The 22,256-nt window shown below is 33.5% G+C and carries 24 protein-coding genes and 1 riboswitch; of the genes, 9 read left to right on the top strand and 15 right to left on the bottom strand.

The window, feature by feature from the left end:
• Positions 1-11: 11 nt before the first annotated feature.
• A complete protein-coding gene (gene gltB, locus LQ617_RS09670) occupies positions 12-4,505 on the bottom strand; it encodes a glutamate synthase large subunit (RefSeq protein ID WP_239740229.1) in 4,494 nt (1,497 codons plus the stop codon).
• Positions 4,506-4,647: 142 nt separating this feature from the next.
• Between gltB and gltC the strand changes: the two genes are divergently transcribed.
• The 4 genes from gltC (at position 4,648) to LQ617_RS09650 (ending at position 8,106) form a co-directional block, all read left to right on the top strand.
• Positions 4,648-5,535 (top strand): glutamate biosynthesis transcriptional regulator GltC, encoded by an 888-nt coding sequence (gene gltC, locus LQ617_RS09665; RefSeq protein ID WP_037589378.1) that lies wholly within the window; start codon positions 4,648-4,650, stop codon positions 5,533-5,535.
• 16 nt (positions 5,536-5,551) lie between these two features.
• Positions 5,552-6,163, top strand: a complete 612-nt coding sequence (locus LQ617_RS09660; RefSeq protein ID WP_037589379.1) for a DNA-3-methyladenine glycosylase — start codon at positions 5,552-5,554, stop codon at positions 6,161-6,163.
• 69 nt (positions 6,164-6,232) lie between these two features.
• Complete coding sequence (locus LQ617_RS09655; RefSeq protein ID WP_239740228.1) at positions 6,233-7,348, top strand: YibE/F family protein; 1,116 nt, start codon at positions 6,233-6,235, stop codon at positions 7,346-7,348.
• Entirely contained in the window at positions 7,348-8,106 is a 759-nt protein-coding gene (locus tag LQ617_RS09650) for a YibE/F family protein (protein WP_107572934.1), read from the top strand. The genes LQ617_RS09655 and LQ617_RS09650 overlap by 1 nt, the downstream gene beginning before the upstream one ends.
• A 252-nt stretch (positions 8,107-8,358) precedes the next feature.
• Here LQ617_RS09650 and LQ617_RS09645 read toward each other — a convergent pair whose 3' ends face one another.
• Together LQ617_RS09645 and LQ617_RS09640 are read right to left on the bottom strand one after the other, a co-directional pair.
• On the bottom strand, positions 8,359-9,288 hold the full coding sequence (locus LQ617_RS09645; protein ID WP_239740227.1) for a VOC family protein: 930 nt from the start codon (positions 9,286-9,288) through the stop codon (positions 8,359-8,361).
• Positions 9,289-9,410: 122 nt separating this feature from the next.
• Entirely contained in the window at positions 9,411-10,169 is a 759-nt protein-coding gene (locus LQ617_RS09640) for a nucleotidyltransferase domain-containing protein (protein ID WP_239740226.1), read from the bottom strand.
• A gap of 128 nt (positions 10,170-10,297) precedes the next feature.
• Here LQ617_RS09640 and LQ617_RS09635 point away from each other — a divergent pair, with 128 nt between their 5' ends.
• A complete protein-coding gene (locus tag LQ617_RS09635; protein ID WP_239740225.1) occupies positions 10,298-11,458 on the top strand; it encodes an MFS transporter in 1,161 nt (386 codons plus the stop codon).
• A gap of 44 nt (positions 11,459-11,502) precedes the next feature.
• Here the strand turns inward: LQ617_RS09635 and LQ617_RS09630 are convergent, their stop codons facing one another.
• The 3 genes from LQ617_RS09630 to LQ617_RS09620 form a co-directional block, all read right to left on the bottom strand.
• Positions 11,503-12,573, bottom strand: coding sequence for an NAD/NADP octopine/nopaline dehydrogenase family protein (locus tag LQ617_RS09630; protein WP_232174549.1), 1,071 nt, complete (start codon positions 12,571-12,573; stop codon positions 11,503-11,505).
• Positions 12,574-12,690: 117 nt separating this feature from the next.
• Positions 12,691-13,896 (bottom strand): ornithine--oxo-acid transaminase, encoded by a 1,206-nt coding sequence (rocD, locus tag LQ617_RS09625; protein ID WP_239740224.1) that lies wholly within the window; start codon positions 13,894-13,896, stop codon positions 12,691-12,693.
• Between the two features lie 122 nt (positions 13,897-14,018).
• On the bottom strand, positions 14,019-14,915 hold the full coding sequence (locus LQ617_RS09620; RefSeq protein ID WP_037589388.1) for a TIGR01777 family oxidoreductase: 897 nt from the start codon (positions 14,913-14,915) through the stop codon (positions 14,019-14,021).
• Positions 14,916-15,000: 85 nt separating this feature from the next.
• Here LQ617_RS09620 and LQ617_RS09615 point away from each other — a divergent pair, with 85 nt between their 5' ends.
• Positions 15,001-15,453 (top strand): GNAT family N-acetyltransferase, encoded by a 453-nt coding sequence (locus LQ617_RS09615; protein ID WP_037589389.1) that lies wholly within the window; start codon positions 15,001-15,003, stop codon positions 15,451-15,453.
• 11 nt (positions 15,454-15,464) lie between these two features.
• Here the strand turns inward: LQ617_RS09615 and LQ617_RS09610 are convergent, their stop codons facing one another.
• Both LQ617_RS09610 and LQ617_RS09605 read right to left on the bottom strand, forming a co-directional pair.
• Complete coding sequence (locus tag LQ617_RS09610; RefSeq protein WP_037589390.1) at positions 15,465-15,779, bottom strand: DMT family transporter; 315 nt, start codon at positions 15,777-15,779, stop codon at positions 15,465-15,467.
• A 1-nt stretch (position 15,780) separates the two neighbouring features.
• Entirely contained in the window at positions 15,781-16,104 is a 324-nt protein-coding gene (locus LQ617_RS09605; RefSeq protein WP_025906137.1) for a DMT family transporter, read from the bottom strand.
• Positions 16,105-16,152: 48 nt separating this feature from the next.
• Positions 16,153-16,252, bottom strand: a riboswitch (guanidine-I (ykkC/yxkD leader).
• Positions 16,253-16,390: 138 nt separating this feature from the next.
• Here LQ617_RS09605 and LQ617_RS09600 point away from each other — a divergent pair.
• Positions 16,391-16,726, top strand: a complete 336-nt coding sequence (locus LQ617_RS09600; RefSeq protein WP_025906138.1) for a helix-turn-helix domain-containing protein — start codon at positions 16,391-16,393, stop codon at positions 16,724-16,726.
• A gap of 51 nt (positions 16,727-16,777) precedes the next feature.
• Here LQ617_RS09600 and LQ617_RS09595 read toward each other — a convergent pair whose 3' ends face one another.
• Genes LQ617_RS09595 through LQ617_RS09585 form a run of 3 tightly spaced genes read right to left on the bottom strand, consistent with a single transcriptional unit; the run spans position 16,778 to position 18,442 of the window.
• Positions 16,778-17,569 carry a DUF4097 family beta strand repeat-containing protein gene (locus LQ617_RS09595; RefSeq protein ID WP_239740223.1) on the bottom strand — a complete coding sequence of 264 codons (792 nt, stop codon included), beginning with the start codon at positions 17,567-17,569 and terminating at the stop codon, positions 16,778-16,780.
• The gene (locus LQ617_RS09590) at positions 17,566-18,126 is read right to left on the bottom strand and encodes a DUF1700 domain-containing protein (protein WP_206181145.1); all 561 of its coding nucleotides are present in this window, start codon (positions 18,124-18,126) and stop codon (positions 17,566-17,568) included. Before LQ617_RS09590 ends, LQ617_RS09595 begins: the two co-directional genes overlap by 4 nt.
• A complete protein-coding gene (locus tag LQ617_RS09585; protein ID WP_204255233.1) occupies positions 18,119-18,442 on the bottom strand; it encodes a PadR family transcriptional regulator in 324 nt (107 codons plus the stop codon). The genes LQ617_RS09590 and LQ617_RS09585 overlap by 8 nt, the downstream gene beginning before the upstream one ends.
• A gap of 171 nt (positions 18,443-18,613) precedes the next feature.
• On the opposite strand from LQ617_RS09585, the gene LQ617_RS09580 reads away from it, so the two are divergent.
• Positions 18,614-19,090 carry an SRPBCC domain-containing protein gene (locus LQ617_RS09580; RefSeq protein ID WP_239740222.1) on the top strand — a complete coding sequence of 159 codons (477 nt, stop codon included), beginning with the start codon at positions 18,614-18,616 and terminating at the stop codon, positions 19,088-19,090.
• Between the two features lie 51 nt (positions 19,091-19,141).
• On the opposite strand, the gene LQ617_RS09575 is transcribed toward LQ617_RS09580, so the two are convergent.
• Positions 19,142-19,714, bottom strand: a complete 573-nt coding sequence (locus LQ617_RS09575) for a helix-turn-helix domain-containing protein (RefSeq protein ID WP_239740221.1) — start codon at positions 19,712-19,714, stop codon at positions 19,142-19,144.
• Between the two features lie 184 nt (positions 19,715-19,898).
• Positions 19,899-20,081 (bottom strand): hypothetical protein, encoded by a 183-nt coding sequence (locus LQ617_RS09570; RefSeq protein WP_239740220.1) that lies wholly within the window; start codon positions 20,079-20,081, stop codon positions 19,899-19,901.
• A gap of 142 nt (positions 20,082-20,223) precedes the next feature.
• Here LQ617_RS09570 and LQ617_RS09565 point away from each other — a divergent pair, with 142 nt between their 5' ends.
• Entirely contained in the window at positions 20,224-20,568 is a 345-nt protein-coding gene (locus LQ617_RS09565) for a nuclear transport factor 2 family protein (RefSeq protein WP_239740219.1), read from the top strand.
• A 251-nt stretch (positions 20,569-20,819) separates the two neighbouring features.
• On the opposite strand, the gene LQ617_RS09560 is transcribed toward LQ617_RS09565, so the two are convergent.
• Both LQ617_RS09560 and LQ617_RS09555 read right to left on the bottom strand, forming a co-directional pair.
• On the bottom strand, positions 20,820-21,008 hold the full coding sequence (locus LQ617_RS09560) for a hypothetical protein (protein ID WP_191092302.1): 189 nt from the start codon (positions 21,006-21,008) through the stop codon (positions 20,820-20,822).
• A 277-nt stretch (positions 21,009-21,285) separates the two neighbouring features.
• Positions 21,286-22,248, bottom strand: a complete 963-nt coding sequence (locus LQ617_RS09555) for a VOC family protein (RefSeq protein ID WP_037589398.1) — start codon at positions 22,246-22,248, stop codon at positions 21,286-21,288.
• Positions 22,249-22,256 lie beyond the last annotated feature (8 nt).

The following is a 22,256-nucleotide window of genomic DNA, read 5'->3' as shown; positions in this document are numbered from 1 at the left end:
TGCCCTCCTTCTTAATATACCGAAGCCAGTTCTTCTTCATCACCAATAGATTTTCGATCATCAAAGAATGCATTTAACAGTGCATCTTCTTCGTTTTCTAATTTGTGTAGTGAAATCTTCTGCATCATAAGTTTGTAGTCTTTCGGAATCACTTTAACCACTTTATCTACAATTGTGTCAAATGACGCAAGCACTGCTTTTGCTTTTTTACTATTTGTATATCGAACATGTTCTTCTAACATGTGTCTTAAATTCGCAATTTCATCTGGATCTTTTAATGTTTCAAACTCTAAAGTGTCAAGTTCATTATCTTTTTTGAATGCTTCAACATCTGTTGGCAATGCGTAACATACGCCACCACTCATACCTTGACCGAAGTTACGTCCTACATCACCTAAAATGACGACACGTCCACCAGTCATGTATTCTAATCCGTGGTCGCCAACACCTTCAACAACGACGTTAACGCCACTATTTCTTACACAGAAACGTTCACCAGCTCTACCGTTAATATAAGATGTTCCACTTGTCGCACCGTAGAAACAAACATTACCGACGATAATATTGTCTTCTCTATCTTCGTTAGGTGCGTTTAAGATTAATTTACCTCCGGATAAACCTTTACCAAAGTAATCGTTAGCGTCACCAGTATGATGTAACGTCATACCTTTAGGCGTGAATGCACCATAACTTTGTCCAGCATGTTTAAACGTCTTAACACTTATTGTATCTTCTGGTAAACCAGGTTCACCGTGCACTTCTGTAATATAACTACCTGTAATAACACCAACATCTCTTTCAGTATTTCGAACGTTATAACTACCAACAAATTTTTCACCATGATCGATTGATGCTTTTGCATCTTCATATAATTTCGTTAAATCGAATCCGACATCAAGGTGATGATTTTGATTCATAGAGCGGTATCTTTCACCTTCATTTACAAATAAAAGTGCCTCTAAATCAAGTTCTCTCGCTTTAGGATGAGCGTAATATCTGTTTGATACTGATAACAAGTCCGTTCTACCTACAAGTTCGTCCATCGTTTTTAAGCCTAATGAAGCTAAAATCTCTCTTATTTCCTCGGCAATAAAATACATGAAGTTTACAATGTGATCTGCTTTACCTGTATATAATTTTCGTAAGTCGCCATTTTGAGTTGCAATACCAACTGGGCATGTATCTTTATGACATACTCTCATCATAATACAGCCAAGCACGACTAAAGGTGCTGTCGCAAATGCAAACTCTTCTGCACCTAACGCACAAGCGAGTGCAACGTCACGACCAGTCATTAATTTACCGTCAGTTTCTAACGTTACACGTGAACGAAGACCGTTTAACATAAGCGTTTGATGTGTTTCAGATAAACCAATCTCCCACGGTAATCCGGCATGTTGAATACTTGTCTTAGGTGATGCACCTGTACCGCCGTCATATCCACTGATGACAATTTTGTCGGCAAAAGCTTTAGCAACACCTGCTGCAATTGTACCTACGCCAGATTTAGAAACGAGCTTAACACTGATGTCTGCTTTTCTATTTGCATTCTTTAAGTCATGAATCAGTTGTGCTAAGTCCTCAATAGAATATATATCATGGTGAGGTGGTGGTGAAATTAATCCTACACCCGGTGTTGAACCACGTACTTCAGCTACCCACGGATAAACTTTTGTACCAGGTAATTGTCCACCTTCACCAGGTTTAGCACCTTGTGCGACTTTAATTTGAATTTCTTTAGCATGTTGTAAGTAATCGCTCGTTACACCAAAGCGACCTGATGCGACTTGTTTAATAGCACTCATATAATTAGTGCCATCCGGCTTAATAATAAAGCGTTCTGGATTTTCTCCACCTTCACCGCTATTACTACGTCCACCAATTCTATTCATTGCTTCTGCTAAAGTTTGATGCGCTTCTTGAGAAATAGAACCGAAGCTCATTGCACCTGTCTTAAAGCGTTTCACAATTTGGTCAGCAGATTCTACGTCTTTTAAATCAATTGCGCGATCTGATTTAAAATCAAGTAAGTTTCTTAAGTGACTCATACGTTCACTATCTGCAGCTTCAGAATACTCTTTAAACATTTCAAAATTATTATCTCTACATGCATGTTGTAATAAATGAATTGTTTTAGGATTGAATGCATGATATTCACCTTGTTGACGCCATTGGAAAGTACTACCTGAATTTAAATATTTAATCTGTTCAGATTGTCTCGCTTTATTCTCTTTATCAATCGTATCAATTGATATACCAGAAAGTTTAGACGGAGTACCTGTAAAGTATTGATCGATAACATCTTTGCCTAACCCAATTGCTTCAAAGATTTGTGCACCTTGATAACTTTGAACAGTTGAAATACCCATTTTAGCCATTACTTTAATCACACCAGCTGATAACGTTTGACTAAACGTATCAATATTCTGTTCAACTGTACCTTCAAGACGTCCCGCAGCAGTTAAATCTTCAATCGTATAATGTGCTAAGTAAGGCACAACAGCATTCGCACCATATCCTATTAATGTAGCTAAATGATGCACTTCACGACACTCTCCAGAATATGCCACAATACTTGTATCTAAACGTTGACCCGTTCTAATCAAGTGTTGATGAATGTGACTAACCGCTAATAATATCGGCATTGCAAACGCCGCTTCTAAATCTTCAACAGACTCATCTTCTAAGACAATAATCTCAGCACCATTTTTAACGGCTTTCGATACAGTTTGCCCTAAGTCATCTAAAGCTTCTTTAAGTGAACCTGTGTAAGTCGTCGGAATCACCGCAACGTTAAATTCACTATCTTGAATTTGCTCAAGTTGCGCTTTCGATAATACTGGATGATTTAATTGAATTCTTCTCGTATTATCTTGATGTGGTTGTAGCAAGTTACCTTCTTTACCTAAGTAAACCAATTCACTTGTAACAATTTTCTCTCTATATGAGTCAATTGGTGGGTTCGTAACTTGTGCAAAATGTTGTTTAAAGTAGTTAAACAACGATTCTGGTCTCGTACTCAACACAGCGACTGGCGTATCAAAGCCCATCGCACCAATTGGATCTTTCTTCTCACTCACAAGTTCTGACATATATTTATTAATTTCTTCTTTTGTATATCCGAAACGACGTTGTAATTGGAATAATTTCTCTTCTTCAACATGTGAAGGTGTCGCCACTGTATCATTTACGTTTAACGCTTTATGACTTACCCACTCATCATATGGATATTCACTTGCGATACGTTGCTTTAATTCATCATTTTCGATAACTTTATTCTCTTTAAAATCCACTAATAAAAGTTTACCCGGGTTGAGTTGCCCTTTATAAACAACATGTTCTTCTTCAACGTCAATAACGCCTACTTCTGAAGAAAATATAATTTCATTAGAATCTGTAATTGTGTAACGACCGGGTCTTAAACCATTACGGTCTGTTAATGCACCAAGTTTATCTCCATCACAGAAACTAATCATTGTCGGACCATCCCAAGGCTCCATTAAATAACTGTAATATTCATAGAAGGCTCTAATTTTAGGATCTTGTGTTTCATTATATAACCACGGTTCAGGTATCAATAACATTGCTGCTTGTTCTGGAGGAATACTTAAACTTAAGAACTCTAGTGCATTATCAACGATTGATGAGTCACTTCCTGATTCATCTAGCACTGTTCCAATCTTATCTTTTACATCACCAAAAATCGTTTCAATTAATCTATCTTGTCTTGCACGCATCCAGTTAACATTACCTTTAATCGTGTTAATTTCACCATTATGCATTAATAATCTATTGGGATGCGCTCTTTTCCAACTTGGAAATGTATTCGTACTAAATCTCGAATGTACAGAACCAAATTTAGAAACATAATCTTCATCTAACAAATCAATATATAAACCTTTAATTTGGTCTGAACGCAACCAACCTTTATATACGATTGTGCGTCTAGATAAACTTGCAAAGTATAAATCTAAATCTTGTTCATCGCCATATCTTTCAATTTGTTTACGTGCAATGAATAATGAACGATCAAAGTGTTCACTTGAATGATTTTCAACAAACACTTGTTGAATACAAGGCATTGTCGCTTCGACATGTTCTGCCAATACTGATGTATCTAATGGAACATCTCTGTATCCAATAACTTTTAATCCTTCTTCTTCAAAGTACGCATTAAACTTCTTTTCATGTTCACTGCCAGCTATTTTTTCATCAGTGAAGAACATACCTACTGCGTAATGTTCTTCTTCAGGTAAATTTAATTTTAATTTTTGTTTAAAATAGAGGTGAGGGACTTCTGTCATAATACCAGCGCCATCACCAGTAATTCCGTCAGCTCCAACTCCACCTCTATGATCTAACCTACAAAGCATTTCAATTGATTTTAGTACAATTTCATGTGACCTTTTGTTGTCCATATTGGCGTAAAAGCCAATCCCGCAAGCATCATGCTCGTCCATCGAATCATATAGGCCAAGTTGTCTTCTATCTTTCTTAAATGACATACGACATCACCTCAACAATAAATTTCAGAATCTTCAATAATTGATAGTCTATATCATACTTTACAAGGACTTATCTTAACAATATATAAAATAGATGAAATATATCTAAAAATTAGATAATATAAATAATGAGGTGTTGAATATGGAGATAAAACAATTAATTTATTTTAGAGAAGTTGCTTTAAGAGAGCATATTTCAGAGGCTGCGCTCGAGCTAGAGATTGCCCAGTCCGCGGTCAGTAGACAAATTGCGAATTTAGAAAAAGAATTAAACACGACGTTATTTTTAAGAGAAGGTAGAAATGTAAAATTAACGGACAGTGGCGAACTCTTACTTACACAGACAAATAGAATTTTAAACTTAATAGAAGAAACGAAAGATTTATTTATACACCAAGAACATTCAGATCGTCGTTCTATTAAACTCGCTTATACAGAAAGTTATGTATCACAAGCATTACCGGCTATTATTAAGACTTACGAGCGAGATTTCAAAATAGAAGTTAGACCTATGATGATGACACCCTTAGAAATTGAAGAAGGCTTATTATCTCACCAAATAGATGTCGCGTTATGCGAACTTACACCGAAACTTACAAACAATAAACATACTATTAAACATACACTATTCGAAGAAACATATAATTTATACGTTCATAATAACAACGATTTATCAATGAACCCTAAACCGCCTTTATCACAATTGAGCCAGCAATACATTTACCATTTCAACACATTACCTGATCAAATATCACAATTAATACGTAAACATGCATCACAGAAGACTTACCCGATTTCAAATTTTGCATTATTACGACAAACATTACTATCTGAAAAAGGCGTACTCATAGTGCCAGATTATTTAAGTAATGGTATTGAAAATGAACAACTCACAAAAATCCCGTTAACACATACCGAACTTAAAAGAACGATTAACATTGTTTATCAAGACAATAATCAAAACAGTAAATTAAAGACTTTTATTGAACATACACGTTCTTTATTGCAAAGACAAGCAACGTATCATTAAGGAGGATATTTTCAAAATGGATTTTATCAATAGAACGACTGAAGAAATTGCTGCTGACTTACTTGGCGTCAAAATCATTCACGAAACAGACGATATCGTATATACAGGTTATATCGTTGAAACGGAAGCTTATATTGGTAAACACGATCAAGCAGCACATTCATTCAATGGCAGAAATACTAAAAGCGTGAAATCTTTGTATTGCGAGGGTGGAACGATCTATGCACACTCTATGCACAAACAACTACTGATTAACTTTGTTACGCAAGTTGAAGGTGAACCTCAAGGTGTCTTAATTAGAGCGATAGAACCTGAACATGGTATTGAACAAATGTCTCTGAACCGTAACGGCAAAACAGGTATAGAATTAACTAATGGACCTGGCAAATTCACGCAAGCGATGCAAATATCTAAAGCATTAGACGGCACTAAACTTAATGCCAATTGCTTAAAAATCGATACAACAAATAGAAGATACCCTAAACAAATCGAACGTTCAGCAAGAATTGGCGTACCAAATAAGGGCATATGGACTGACAAACCTTTACGTTTCACGGTAGCAGGACATCCTTATGTCTCAAAAGCTAGAAAACGCGATTCACTACCTTGCGCTGAAACATGGAAATAATTGAAGTACACCACTTATGTACGTATACTATAGTATGTTCAAATTAAAGAAAAATGATGGTGGCAAAACATGAATGACAAAATCAAACAACAATTAACGAAACCATTTAATGTTGCGATACTCATATTTATTGTATGCGTCGTAGTAGCCTATATATTCACCCAACACAATGCGCAATATTACAAAACACCGATTGGTCAAATTACGGATATTACACATCAATCTTCACAAACAACGATTGACCAAAATAAAAATAAAGATACGTTACATAAAGAACAAATCCATTTAGAGATTCAGAATGGCCAGCATAAAGGAGACCGCATTACGATTCCTCATAAATACACGGATTCTTTAACGGATTCTGAGAAATACCATGTAAACGACCAAGTTCTCTTATCCTATAAAGGTAAAGAAGACACCGCTATTATAAAAGGCTTAAAACGAGATGGCGCTGTCACGTTAATGACTGGTTTATTCTTATTAACTTTACTTATCGTCGGTAGAAAATCAGGACTATATTCCATTATTTCACTCATTATTAATGTCACAGTTCTACTATTGATGATTGATTATTTCATGAAACATAATAATCATCACTTCTTTATATTAATGACGGCAACAGTTATATTCTCAACGATCGTATCCTTATTGCTCGTTAGTGGCTTTAAGCGGAGAACTTTTGTTGCGATAATTTCAACTTTATTAGGTACATTTTTAAGTATTGGTATCGCTCAACTTGTCATGATGTTTACGAATGGTGACGGTGTTAAATATGAAACGATGAGTTTCTTAACGATTCAACCGACACAAATATTCCTTGCGTCTGTGCTCATAGGTTCACTTGGTGCGGTTATGGATGTTGCTATTACGTTAACAAGTTCCTTATATGAGATTAAAGCACAACATCCCGAAATTTCATTGAAACAATTGCGTCAATCTGGCACAAACATTGGTAAAGATATTATGGGCACAATGACGAATATTTTATTCTTTGCTTATTTATCTGGTAGCATTCCGATGATTATTCTTTACTTTAAAAATAGCAATACAATCACGTATACCTTATCCATGAATTGGTCATTAGAAATTACGAGAGCACTCATGGGTGGCATTGGTATTGTGATTACGATACCTATCACAATATTTGTTGCAATGATGTTCATGCAAAGAGAGGAGGCTAAATAATGACGACATTTATTTTAGCCAGTATATTACTCATTCTTATGATCATCGTTGGTGGTAAGAAAGGATTTAGATCGTTTGTAACGTTATTTTTAAACTTGCTGACGTTGTTTATTGCGTTATTACTCATCATTTATAAAGCGCCTATATTCATCGTATTAATCATCTTCTGTTTAATTATTACGTGTATTAACTTGTTCTATATTAATGCTTATAATACTAAGACAGTTGCTGCCTTTTTCGCGACCATTATATCTACGCTTATCTTAATAGGATTAATCTATTTCATTGTAGATATTTCAATGTTGCAAGGGTTCACTGAAGAAGAACAAGATGAAACGTATATATTTTCAATGAATGTAGGTATAAACTATGCCGAACTCATGGTATTTACAGTTGTATTAGCCGTAATCGCAGCAGTGATTGATTTAACAATATCCATTAGTTCTCCAATGTACGAACTATATGAAGCCCATCCAAAAATATCATTGCAACAACTATTCAAGTCTGGCTTAACAATAGGAAGAGACATCCTATCAACAACAACCAATACAATTTATTTCGCCTATATAGGCGGACAAATCACGTTATTTTTCTGGTTTGGTAAATTAAATTACACCTTTGGCGAAATAATCAATGCTAAAATATTTGCAGCTGAAATCATAACCATATTATTAGGCGGTATCGCTGTAAGTATCGCCATTCCAATCACCTCGTTTATCACAGTGAGATTAATAAAGAAGCAACAACGTAAAATATAGAAGAAAGCACCTTTTGACCGAGTCAAAAGGTGCTTTTGTTTGTATATATGAAGGGCTAACGATCTTGTTTGCGTTTCTTGAGCGTTAGAATTTCTAACGATCTTGTTTTTCACTCTTGAGCGTTAGCGCCAGGTTTTCTCTCATTTTTTTAATTTTTTTGCCCGCTAACGATCTTGTCTGTGTTTCTTGAGCGTTAGAATTTCTAACGATCTTGTTTTTCACTCTTGAGCGTTAGAACCCGACATTCTTCTATTAAATAGGTTCTAAATTACTTTCAATTTCTGCTCTTCTTGATTCTAAAAATCCTGGTAAGTCTAGCTGTTGTCCTAGTTGTGACACATCATCATATGGCATACCTGGTCCTTCTGTCGCAAATTCGATTAATATATGTGAGTGTCTATAATATAAGCTTTTAAAGAAATCTCTATCTACTATTCCAGAATGTACAACGCCTTTTTCATCTAATAATTCTTTCACTTTATTTAATTCTTCATCGTTTGCAACGGATAATGCAAGATGGTGAATACTTCCTTTACCAGGTCTTTCTCTTTCACCTTCTACTTCCTTCAATATAATATCGCTATACAATCCTTCAAAATCAATCGTATATAATAATTCACTTTCAGAATCTACTAACTCAAAATGCAAATCATTTTCCAGGAAATTTTTCATTTCTGAAACATCATCAATTTTAAATTCAACAGGACCCATACCCATAATTTGATGTTCTTCTGGTACATCTGTGTATCTGTTATGACGCCAACTTTGCGGCACTTTACGTTCACCATTAGGTAATAACACCATTTCCAATCCTTCATGATCTCTAAAATGTAAAGCTGTCATACCGTTATAAATACCAATAGCGTCATGGTCAACATCAAGCTTTTCAAAACGATCTTTCCAATAATTTAAGCTTTCTTCACTTGGTACTAACAAGCCAATTCTTGAAATCGAATTCGTACCTTTATAAGTTTGTCCCATCGGTTTAAGTTCGAAAAATGTTAAAGAAGTACCAGGCGAACCAACCTCATCACCATAGAACAAATGATACATAGAAGGGTCATCTTGATTCACTGTTTTTAAATATAAACGTAGCCCTAATTTTTCTACATAAAAATCTTTATTTAACTTAGCATCTTTCGTAAGCATCGAAATATGATGGTGCCCTAAAATTTCTATCATAATCGTACCTCCCATTAATTTAACTACATTATACGCGCATCAGAATCATCTTTTCAAAAATTATACTCACATGTAAATATATAGACACCAGTCATAGTGACGTCACTATGACTGGTGTCTAATTATGCATATTTTTTATATAAATAGTCATATATTTTTTCGAATCCTTCAACCCAATATTCCTCAACCATGTCTTTAATATAGTCTTGGTAAAGATTCATATATTGAGTAACCGCTTCTCTATGCTTTATAGAATTATTACAATCATTTATATGATTTAACTTTGAATAAATATCAGAAGGCAGATGATGAGCAGCTTTTTTACCTAGTACTGCTTTCTCAGGATAATATTTATATAACAACACTTTAATTGCATGATTAAGTGCATTATCAATCATTTGAGTCGTCCATAAATATTGTCCTCTCCCAACTATATGATCATATTGAAAGATAAACCAACAACTATCTAATGCTGAATCTATAAATACTTCTTCAGTTATACTTAAGTCTTTTTTAACATATTCCTTCAATTTACCATTAGGGTCATATATCACTTTTATATCATCTGTTTGAGGATAATCATGTTCATGAACAATATAACAATCTATATGTAACATATCTGCAAATACACCAACAATTTGAGGACAAATAATTTCCACTAATTCTTTATATAAAAGCGGTTGATATTGCTCAAGTGCATCTACAATACTGTCATATACTTCTTCAACTTGTACCTCGCGTTCTAACATGACATAAATATCTAAATCAGAATATGCATCATTTTCCCCTCTAGCAATAGACCCCTTTAAGAATATTGATAACACTCCATTCACCTTTTTCAAAGCAGGTACAATTTTCTCTAAAGCTATTTCGTATCTCATATTCCCACCCCTTACTTAAAAATTCAGATTATTATAATATATCACAATTACAATTGAATAATATATGCATATTTTTCGAAAAATGATTTTTTTAGCGTTATGATTATTGTTGTAGGGAGAGATACAATATGACAAGTGAACAGAAAAAGAGATCTATTTCATTATTATTAGCAGGATTCATCATTTTTTCTAGCCTTTATGTTACGCAACCAATATTTAATGGGCTAAGTCAATATTTTAACGTGTCGCTATCTGATATCAGTTTAACTTTATCCGTTTCTACTTTTATGCTTGGTATTGGTTTAATTTTAGTGCCGATGCTCAACAATATTGAGAAGAAACGTATGATGTCTATTTCTGTATTACTTGTAAGTGTATTATCTATCATCAGTGTATTCGTAACGAACTTCCATTTATTTCTCGTCATTCGTGGTCTGATGGGATTAGCTTTAAGTGGTGTGCCTTCTATCGCAATGGCATATATAGCTGATGAAGTACATAAAGATAGAGTCAGTAAAGTAATGGGTTTATATGTAGCTGGAACGACCTTTGGAGGTATGTCTGGTCGTGTAGTTGTTGGTATTCTAACAGACATCGCGAATTGGCAAGTTGCGATTGCGTCACTCAGTATTCTTAATTTAATACTCGCAATATTAATGGTTATTTTATTACCAACTTCAACAGTTCAAACACCACAATGGGTATCACCGAAACAACATTTCATTAAATACGGAAAGCTGTTAAAGAACCCAGCCGTTTTAAAAACAATGTCACTAGCATTCTTATTAATGGGTACCTTTGTCACAATATACAGTTATATAACGGTACGTTTCGAACATCCACCATTTTCACTTAGTGAGTCTACGATTGCCTTTATATTTATTTTATATTTAATAGGTACGTATAGCTCCATTAACTTTGGAAAACTCAGTTATAAACTTGGTATAAAAAAAGCATATGCAATCGCCATAACAATCATGATTGTAGGTATTATTCTTACATTCATAACATACTTACCACTTGATATATTAGGAATCGCCGCAATGACATTCGGATTCTTTGGCGCACATTCCATTCAAAGTAGTTATATCGCCACATTAACCGAATCAAGCAAATCACACGCCTCAACTTTATATTTATTAGGTTATTATGTAGGATCAAGTTTATTAACCATATTAGGCGGATACGTATTCGTACAATACGCATGGATAGGTATCGGTATCTTAACACTATTATTAACAGTAATAGCCGCAATAATTAGTAGATCATTATTTAAAAGTGTCGCTTAATAAATCGAAAAAACGCTTAGCTCGCAGATGAGCTAAGCGTTTTTCTATTCTAATCCTAATTTCTCTAATCCTAATGATTCTACTGTTAAACCTTCTGTATAGAAATCTCGCTCTAATATTGTTGAAGCGATTACGATTATGGCATCTATGTTTGGTGTTGGTACGCCGATTACTTTTCCTAAGCTTGACCAGAGTACTAAACCATATGCGATATCTTCTGTTAAGTATCTATTTTCTACTTCGTTTGGTCCATTGATTTGTGAAAATACTGGACTTGTATTGAATAATTTATTAAGTGGTTCGTCTTCATCATCATTTGATAGGTAACCGCGTTCTATTCGTGCACCTTTTGCTGTATTAAGTTCGAAACCTAATTTTCTACCTAGTGACAATCTTTCCAATTCGACTGCATGCAATAACTTCACAGTATGAGGTGTAATACCTTCTTTATATAAGGCAAATTCATCTGCATAGTCTATTCTACCTACGTTTAATAATGTTGGACCTGGATGTACTTCTGGATTCCCGTTTTCTAAGTTTGTCTTCCAAAGACTTTCTTCTTTAACGATATAAGGATATAGTTCTTTAATCGTTTTAAAGCTTTCTGTTAAATAGCTTTTATCATATGTTGAGAAGTGTACTTTCTGAACGTTAAGAGATAAATTCACTTCTGCTTTATCATAATCCACACGTGTCCCGTACGTTAATGTATTCAATTCAGCAAACTTCGGCATTGTTTCAATATGTTTTTTCTCTAACACATTGATAAACCTAATTGATCCCATAGCTGCTGCGATATTGAATAAGATCAGTTGATCATTGTTAATAAGAGGCGCCATCGTTTTCGCATAATGTTCGATGAATGATGAAGGGATAATCATTTGTATCACTTCTGCATCTTTTAATACATACGACATATCATCACTTATGTCAGTAAACTTAACAAATGTCTTGTCACCTTCATTTATAAAATCAAAGCCACCTCGTTCAAAAGCTTTATCAAATTTATGAATAGATTGATTACGACAATATAATTTTACTTCATGCCCTTTAGATATCATGTCTAGAGCAGCGGTTACGGCACCATTACCTGAACCTACTATTGCTATTTTCATATTATCCTTCCCTTCATTGAAAAATGAGTGTATATAAATATATACCCAGGAAATTTTAACATAAAAGAAAAGTGAGTAAGACATCGATTTATGCCTTACTCACTTTATATATAAATTCTATGATTGATATTGTTTTGATTTTTCTTCTATTGTTTGTGTAATGACATTAACAATAGTATCAATGTCTTGTTCTTCAATAACGAGTGGTGGTGCTAAACGTATAATATTGCCTTGTGTTTCTTTACATAAGACACCTTGTTCATTAATATTTGATACGATTGATTGTGCTTGCTCATTAAGTTCAATACCGATAAACAACCCACGTCCTCTCACTTCTTTTATAATTGGACTATCTATTTTTTTCAAACCATTTAATAATTTTTCACCAAGTTGTTGCGAACGTTCAGGAAGCGACTCATCTATAAGTACATCCAAAGCTGCAATTGAAACAGCACATGCTAAAGGATTTCCGCCAAATGTTGAACCATGTGTACCTGGCGTCAATACTTGCATGACATCATCATTCGCTACGACCGCAGAAATAGGATAGAGACCGCCGCCTAAAGCTTTTCCTAATAAATAAATATCAGGTTCAACGCCTTCCCATTCCATCGCAAACATCTTACCTGTTCGACCTAATCCTACTTGAATTTCGTCTGCAATCAATAGAATCTGATGTTGCTCACACAAAGTTTTAACATCTTTAATGAAATTTTCAGGTGGGATATGAACGCCACCTTCTCCTTGAATGGGTTCTAAGATGATCGCTGTTGTATTTGGTGTGATAAGAGAAGCAATTTCTTCAGCATTGCCAAATTCACTGTATTTAATATTACCTGCTAGTACACCAAAGCCTTCTTTATAACTATCGTTTGATGATAAGGATAGCGAACCAATTGTTCGACCATGAAAATTACCTTCCATCGCAATAATTTCAGCATCAAGCGCATTAATACCTTTGATATCTTGACCCCATTTCGTTGCTACTTTGATGGCAGTCTCTACCGCTTCAGTTCCAGTATTCATAGGTAAAACTTTATTTTTATTGGCTAACTTACAAATTTTCTCTTCCCAAGTGCCTAAATTATCACTATACAAAGCTCTAGAAGTCATTGTAATCTTTTGACTTTGATCTAAAAATGCTTGAATAATTTTAGGATGACCATGCCCTTGGTTTAGAACCGAGAATCCAGAAACACAATCAATATATGTATTGCCATCTGAATCTTTGACATGTGCACCTTTACCTTCAGTCAAAACTATATCTAATGGACTATAATTATTCGGGCTATACTTTTCTGTTAATGCGATAAACTGATTCATTGAGTACCCACCTTTATAATAAATATACTATAATTCGTATTAATATTCATTATCATACATTTGTTTTGTATATAAGTCAAAAGAAAAAGAGAAGTTTTTCACTTCTCTTCTATAATTAATATTTATTTTAATAAATGACTAATGGCATCATCTATATATGGATACTCAAATTCAAAGTTCTGTTCTTGCAACTTTTTAGGGAATACTTTTTGTACATCTAGAATAACGGTAGACTGCTCTCCCAATAACAAGCGCAATGCAAATTTGGGTACTGGCAATAAATGTGGTCTATGAATTGCTTTCCCAATAGATTTGCCCAATTCATCCTGTTGAACTGGATGAGGACTACATAAGTTATAAACACCTTTAAATTGTTCATTTTGAATGAGCGTAGTGATACCTTTTACTAAATCATCAATATGAATCCAACTCATCCATTGCTTACCTGAACCAAGTGGACCGCCAACAAAGAATTGATACGGTTTAACCATTGTAGGTAGTGCACCACCCTCACTGGATAATATAACACCGAATCGACCTATAACGACTCTCGTCCCTAATTTATCAAATAGCCATGCTGTTTGTTCCCATCTTTCTACGACAGTCGATAGAAAATCATGTGATAGAAACTGATCATACTCATCGTAAGAAACAACTTTAGACGGCGGGTAGTATCCAACTGCACTCGCATTAAATAATACTTTCGGTGCATAATTTTGCTTTTCAAAATAGTCATATAGTCGCTTAGTCGATTCAATACGACTCTTCATAATGGCTTCTTTATGCTCTGCTGTCCAACGGTTGTTGAGACTTGCACCTGCAAGATTTATCACGATATCAATTTGAGGTAAATACTCTTCCCAACCATCTTCAGACCAATTAATATAATGCACAAACGGTTCATCTGACGTTCTATCACTTCTTGTTAATATATAAATTTCACTATCTGTATTTAAGTAATGTGCTACTAAAGCTGATCCAACTAAACCTGTTCCACCTGTCATTAATATTTTTTTCATTTTATCCCCACTTTAATTTAAGTTGTTGTATAAAATCATCTATAATAATATATACCCATTTATATAGATATTAAGGAGGTTAAATATGTTTATTAGACAAGCAACCATTTCAGATTTAAGTGAATTAGTCGAATTACGCAAAGCGCAATTAATTGATGAAGGTTCTAACCCAACACCTAATATAGATGTTGAACTTGAACAATTTTTCACGGACATGTTAACGAACAAATCTCTTTATCAATTATTAGCCATTGTTGACGATAAAATTATCGCAAGTGGTGCGATTATCTATTACCCATTTCCACCATCGTTCACAAACCCTTCAGGTGAAAGAGCATACGTTACTAATATTTATACACACCCAGATTTTAGAGGACGAGGCATCGCCCAAAAAATCATTACTGAACTCATTCAAGATGTTGAATCAAGAAATATCAAAAAAATCTTCCTCGCCGCTTCTACTTTAGGTAAACCAGTATACAAAAAGCTTGGTTTCAAAGAAGTCAACGAATGGATGGAAATCAATTATGATTTATAAGCTATTAAATATTAACTGATTAACTTCAAACCTATCGTGCTTGCTAGAATAATGCCGATAAATAATATACGTTTAAATTCTTTAGACTCCCCGTAGAATATAATACCTAATAACGCACCGCCGACAGCACCGATACCAGTCCATATTGCATAGCTCGTGCTCATAGGTATTGTATTCATTGCGATGGATAAACAAATAAAGCTTAATACAAAGAATAACCCTAGTCCTAATAACGATGGAATATTATTTCGTTTTGCATAAATGTTCATAAACAATACGCCTAACATTTCAAATAAACCTGCCAAAATCAATACAATCCATGCCATGTTATGCACCCTCCTCTTCACGTGTTACAAGTTTCAAGCCAATGACACCTATAATTAACGTCACGATTAAAATAACTTTTCCGATAACAACAGGTTCACCAAATAATGCGAAATCTACAATGGTTACCCCGGTTGCACCTAATCCAACATATACAGCATACGAAGTGCCTACTGGTAAATATTTAGATGCATTAATTAATAAATAGAAACTTACGACAATCGCGATAACTGTTAGAATCCATTCAAATGTATTATTTGCATGTGTTAAGCCGACTACCCAACCAACTTCAAATATTGCGCCAATGATAATTTTTATCCAGTTCATTTAAATTTTCCTCCTTAAATTAAAAAGCCCAGGAAACTTATTTAATAAGTCTCCCAGGCTTTTATCCCTCCGTGTCACAAGTATCAACTTGCGGCTTTCTCTCGGTCCAGACTAACCGCTCAGTTACGGAACCCTAGAAAGCTTTTATTCGATTAGTTCGAATTATAGCAAATGAATTTTTATTGGTCAATAAAGTATCATTCGTATCTGAAAATTACAAATCACAACTTAAATCAGATATAATAGAATTAATAGATCATCATTTGAAGTGATTGAGGTGAAAGCATTGAATCAAACAGGATATCGAATTAAACAAAGAAGAGAAGAACTCGGATTTAGCACGTATAAATTAGCTAAACTGATTAACGTCAATCAGTCGACCATTTCCAGATATGAAACAGGTCAAACATCTAAATTAACACCATCAGTAGTTGAAAAATTATCAATCGCACTGTCTACAACACCCGCTTATATTATGGGCTGGGTAAACGTACCAGAAGCATACGAAGATGAAGAAGATTCACAAATTATTAATGATGCCATTCAATTATTACGTGGTTTAAACAAAGAGAAAAAAAGACAAGCACTAGCATATATACAAGAAATATCTCAAAAATCATAACGTTTAAATTAAACAAAACGCTAACGAGCTCGACTCGTTAGCGTTTTGTTATTAATCTATTTGAACAGAACCAACATCGGTTCTAATTTTGACTACATTTTCTCCTGAACCTACTTTTTTGTTCTTTAATTCAGTGCGGTTAATTTGTGTATTACCTACATCTTGTTCAATATCTAGTAACGTATTTTTCAACGTTTTATTATAAACCAATGTCACAGACCCTGTATCCGTTTCAATGTCTAATGGTGTATCAGCTGGTGCATCATTTAATCTAACGGTACCTGTATCACTTTGAATTTTACCATTCTTAAAGTTTGTCTTATTAGTTAAAATTTTTCCTGTATCTGAATATGCTTCAAAATTCCCTAAATCCGAACCATCAATGTTTATCATGCCCGTATCTACAACTAATGAAGTGTTATCAGCTTTAATATCGTGCATATTAATTTTAGCTGTGTCTGTCTTTATATCCAGTTGTTCAAGATTTTTAGGTACTGTAATTTCAATTTCATTATATGCATTCTTAAAGAAATTAAAATTAATCATCAAATTTTGTTCTTTTAAATTGACGTTTAATGTTTCGTCTTCTACTTTAGAAGTTATATCAAATTCATCTTTATTCCCTACAGATGTCACTTTAAATTGATCGCCTTTTTTGATTGTTACAGCAGCATCTGATGCGTTAACATTTATATGTTTAATTTTTTCTTGATAAGTCTTATTTAAGATTGTTTCTCGTTTCATATTATCTGCTTCTTTTTTCCCGACAGCAAATGTCAATGTACCAAATACTATAAATAGAATAAGTCCTACACTAAATAATATCCATAATAATTTCTTCATGATTTAGCACTCCCTTTCACGATAGAAATATTCCAACGTAAATATTTAACCGTTAATTGATATGACCATTTTGTTAATAAGTAAGTAACCACAAATAGCACGAGCCCTAAACCAAAGCTGGCTAACACAATATATACATCTAATTGATGGACTGCATCAAAGCCATTATAAACTCCCTTTACAACCAACATCGCTGGCGTAACGAGTAAAGATAGTGTTGTCGCCATAAAACTAAATAGCACCGAAATCATAATGACAAAAGGAATTAAAATAACAAAGAAATTCAATAAACCTAGTCCCATTACAGATATAATCGCTTGCCACACGTTACCTACTTTATGATGAGATTCTGCTCTATCTATCGCTAAAGTTGCATTTATTTCCTTGGCAATATCTCTCGGATGACCAAGTTCTTTAGCAATATTCTCTTCTGTTTGTCCATCTTCAACACCACTTATAAAGTGCGTTTCATATTCAGCTAGAATATCTTGTTTATCTTCTTCAGATATATTCTTTAAATACTTATTTAACAAATTTAAGTATTCTTTCTTACTCATTACTTTCACTCTCCTCTAAAAACAAATTCACCGCTTCTGTGAAACTTTGCCATTCTTTTAACAACTGCTCTAATCGCTCATTACCTGAATCTGTGATCTTATAATACTTTCTAGCTGGTCCTTCAGTAGATGGCTCATAATATGTTGTTAAATATGCTTCTTTTACGAGACGTCTTAACAAAGGATAAACCGTTCCTTCAGAAATCGTGATTCTAGGTGTGATTTTTTGAATTAATGAATAACCGTATTGATCTTCGCCTTTAATAATAAGCAATACAATAAATTCGAGTGCGCCTTTTTTAAATTGTATATTCATATTTTTTCCTCCACTTAACCCAGTACTATACAATGTATAATAGCTCTTGATGAAAATATAACACACACTATTATACATTGCAAGGTACTAAATTATACTATGCTATAAATTTTTTTATATTTAGCTAAATTATTGGTATATTAAGTACAACTAACAATAAGGGGGATTAGAATGAACGTAAATTACAGAACTGACGAAACGCACGCTCATCAAACGATTGATATATCCATACATTCTCATAAGTCACATGTATTCAAACTTTTAGGAACGACTGAAGGTATTAAACAGTGGTTTCCTGAATTATCTTTTGAAGAAGAACGAGCAGGTAGTCAATTAATCTTCGACCTCGGTAATAATGAATATGAATATGCGAAGATTACAGAGTATCATCCAAACGATCATATTGGATATGACTGGGACCAAGGTCATGTAGATTTTTCATTAGAAGAAAATGGGGACACTGTAACGTTAACATTTAAAGAATCTTTACCATTCACTTTTGAAACCATTGCGAATGATTTTACAGGCTGGTATTTTCAAATACAAAGTGTAAAAAAATTAGCCGAAACAGGACAACCATTATCAAAAGATGCATTTGATTTTAAATCAAAGACCGATGAAATAGAACAAACTTTAAACTTAAATTAGTAAAAAAAAGCCAAACCACATGAGCAACATGTGATTTGGCATTATTTTTGACTAATCTATTAATTTCATTCCATAATAAGCAACTATAAATGCGATAAGCGCGAATATAATTGGCGTTACAATAGCAACGACTCTATCTTTAAATTTATCTTTCTTTGTTCTTTCACGAATTGTTTTTACATCTTTACCATTCATATAGTCCATAATTTGACTATATGCTTTAATATTATGGACTTCTTTAAATTTATCTACTTTATAAGCAAAGTACATACCGATTAACCAAAGAACAAAAGGTACAACCAATCCATACATGCCCATTAACATCATACTCGGTATAAGTAGAATAGCAGCAAGTCCCATAAAGATCATCATTAACCACGACCACTTATCAAATACTTTTCTATCCATTTCTCTTTTCATCATGTTTACATCTCCTTTTACTAAATGATCTAAGGAGACATCAAATATATTACTTAGTAGCAATAAAGATTCAATATCGGGGTAACTCTTACCCCTTTCCCAATTAGAAATAGACTGTCTACTCACAAAGACTTTTTCAGCTAGATCTTCTTGAGATAAGTTATATTCTTTTCTTAAATGAATAATTTGCTTACTTAAATTCATATCGATGTCCTCCTTGTCATCACCTTAATAAAAGATTCAAAAACAGTGTATCAAACATCGTTGTCATTGCATTAAAAATCCAGAAAAAACTTTGCCAAAGATATTTTGCATCGTTGATATGAAGGGATTTATAAAAAGAAGCTTACACTTTAAAAAACTGTGTAAGCTTCTTTAACATATTATGTTATCTACTGTTCATGGAGCTTTGAATACCTTCTATAAATCCAGCAATAAAATCTGATAATGCATGCATAAATATTCCAAATACAACCATAAAAAATAAGCTCTTAGCATTAACAGGAACTTTCTTCTTATACATATACAGACCAACTATTAATGCAGCGATTAATGTGATTACAAATTGCATGTTGATCGCCCCTTTCACATAACGATAATGTTAATATTTGTAATTATTATAAAATATTGTAACAATTTTGACAATATCCCACCTCCAAATTGTTATTTTACACGCGCGTTGTTATAATTTATCTAAAATGAGGTGAACTTCATTGTCTAATTCGTCAGTTGCCGAAAGTTTTTCTACAGGACATTTTGATAAATGTAATGCTTATTTAGATCAAGATATTGAATGGCATATTGTTGGCGATACAGTATTGAAAGGTTATGAAGAAGTTGCAAATTATTGCACACAAGTCTCACATTATTTTGAAACCGTAACAACGCAATTTGAAATTCACGATACTATTAAAAGTGACCACCAAATTGTCGTTATAGGTACTGGTTATTTTTATAAAGAAGGTATTCAAATAAACAAGATAGATGCATGTGACATATACATATTTAGAGAAGATAAAATTATAAAAATACAGTCATATTGTATAGAGAATAAATAAGTATTACAGAGTCTTCGTGCGATATGCCCTGATTTTATACCCTTGCGCACGATATCTCGAAGTCTTCGTGCGTTACACCCTGATTTTATGCCCTTGCGCACGATATCTCAAAGTCTTCGTGCGATATGCCCTGATTTTATGCCTTAGCGCACGATATCTCAAAGTCTTCGTGCGCCTACACTTGATTTATTCCACAAAAAAGAACCAGCAAAGATTCACAAATCGCTTGTGATTTTTGCTGGTTTTATTATTCACTCATAATATTCTTTCAACATATTTAAATACTTTTTCTTTCTTCTTGGTGAAACATGAAACTTAAATTGACCTTCGTTTTCTGTTAATTCATAGTTTGTTAATCTTGTTATTTGAAACAATTTCTCTTTCGAAATATTATGCTTCTTAATTATTTCATTAAGTTCTTTATCTAAGTTTTTTGACATAGTATTAAAGATAAATACCCATTGTGGTATCACTACTATACTAAATTTTAATACTGTTGATTTTGTGTTTGGCTCATCCCACAGTATGATCACTAGCAATAACCATGGAATAAGAATGCAAAGGAAAACTTGAAATGGTTTTTCTACAAAAATTTTAGTGAATATGTCCATAAATATCAACCCTCAAATATAATTTTCAATGTTAATTATATTATATGGTTATACATATCATATTTCAAACACTTCTAATATTAATGATTCCTTATTTTGCTCAATTCTATTTTTGTAATTGCTTTTCTATATATCCGCGCTTCTCTTCTAAATGTTCTGGTAAGTATAACGGGATGTCTTGAAATGCTTTGTCTTCAAAGGTAATTTCTTTCATATTAAGCTTTAAAGTCGCAACTTCAAATAGCAGTTGATTCGGATCTCTATAGTAAATGGATTTAAAGAATCCTCGATTTTTAATTGGTGAATGGACCATATTTAATTTATCTAAAGCTGTTTCAATTTCTTGCAATTCACTTTCGTCTTCAGCTGAAATAGCAACGTGATGTATTCCACCAAACCCTTGATCTTCAAGTGGATTAAATGTGTCATAAATAAAATGTATTTCATGATACATATCTTGATTACGATTATGCAAAATCTCTACATTTAAATCTGTATCAAAGAATGTCTGCTGACCTGCTGATGTCCAATTATATAATGATTGGAAATGTTCTATACTTGCTTTAGGATATCTGACACGTGCATGTATAGAATCTAGACCAAGTATTTGATACTCTACTGGCACGGTACTTTGTTCATCTGTATTAAATTGATGGACATCTTCTTGATCAGAAATAACGATTAAACCGAGTGGCGTATTATCCGGTCCTTCAAAGCGAATTAGACTGCGGTCAGTGTAAACTTCAATGCCGTAATGGCATACTTCATATTCATCAAACCGTGCTTCCCAATATTTCAACGATTCTACAGAAGGCACTTTAAAAAGTAATCGATCAAATGCATTAGCACCAAACTGATTATCTTTACCTTCTTTCATTTCAAAAAGTGTCACTTCTGTACCTGGTCGCCCATATTTATCCGCAAAGAAAACATGATACATTTCATAGTTCTCTTGATTAACAGTCTTCATTAGTAAATTAAGACCTAATATATTACGATAAAAATTAAATGATTCTTCTGCATCATGATTTATAATAGATACATGATGTATAATCGAATTGTGATTCATAAACAACA

This window comes from Mammaliicoccus sp. P-M59 (genome assembly GCF_022386135.1).
Lineage (GTDB): Bacteria > Bacillota > Bacilli > Staphylococcales > Staphylococcaceae > Mammaliicoccus > Mammaliicoccus sciuri_A.
The sequence above is the reverse complement of the archived record's forward strand: the minus strand, read 5'-3'. Positions and strand labels throughout refer to the sequence as shown.